The organism is Flavobacterium araucananum (assembly GCF_002222055.1).
GTDB lineage: Bacteria > Bacteroidota > Bacteroidia > Flavobacteriales > Flavobacteriaceae > Flavobacterium > Flavobacterium araucananum.
This window is the reverse complement of sequence record NZ_MUGS01000094.1, coordinates 1-802: the sequence shown is the minus strand read 5'-3', so window position 1 is coordinate 802 and position 802 is coordinate 1. Positions and strand designations below refer to the sequence as shown.

Annotated in this window: 1 pseudogene; it reads left to right on the top strand. The window is 39.5% G+C overall.

The annotated features are described in order from the left end of the window. Window positions 1-802, top strand: a pseudogene (locus B0A64_RS24120) (T9SS type A sorting domain-containing protein); the annotation flags it as partial.

Here is an 802-nt window from a genome sequence, read left to right as displayed (position 1 = left end):
TCTCAGGATATTCTTTGGGAAAAATCATATGGAGGCATTCACGCTGATTATCTTTTTGATGCCCAACCCACAGCCGACTATGGTTTTATTCTGGCAGGAAGTTCTTTATCTAATAAAACGGGTAATAAAGCAGATGATAATCATGGCGATTTAGATTATTGGATCTGGAAAATGAACGAAAAAGGAGATCTCGACTGGCAAAAGAGTTTTGGCGGAAGCGGTTTTGATTTACTACAAAGTATTAAAAACACCAGAGACGGTGGTTTTATTCTGGCGGGAACATCGAGTTCCTCAAAAAGTTTTCAGAAAAATGAAGATTGCAAGGGAATCACTGATTTTTGGGTTATCAAACTAGATGCTTCGGGAGCAGAGCAATGGCAGCGTACTATTGGTGGTGCAGGTCAGGATGAATTGTTATGTGCTTTCCAGACCAAAGACGGAGGTTATATGTTAGCCGGTTCTTCGAGCTCTAATCCTCCGGTTATTTTAGATAACAAACCAGACGCAAAATTTGTAGGTACCACAAAAGCTGATTTGTTTAATAAATCAGAAAAAAGCAGGGGCAATATGGATTACTGGATTGTCAAACTGGATAAACAAGGTACTATCGAATGGCAAAAAACATACGGCGGACAATATGCTGATATACTTCGAAGCATAGAACAAACTACAGACAACGGATACATCCTGGCGGGATATTCGAACTCTCCAATATCAGGCGATAAAACAGACAGTAATAAAGGCATAGGAGATTATTGGATCATCAAGATAAATGATGCCGACGAGATTCAGTGGCAAAATA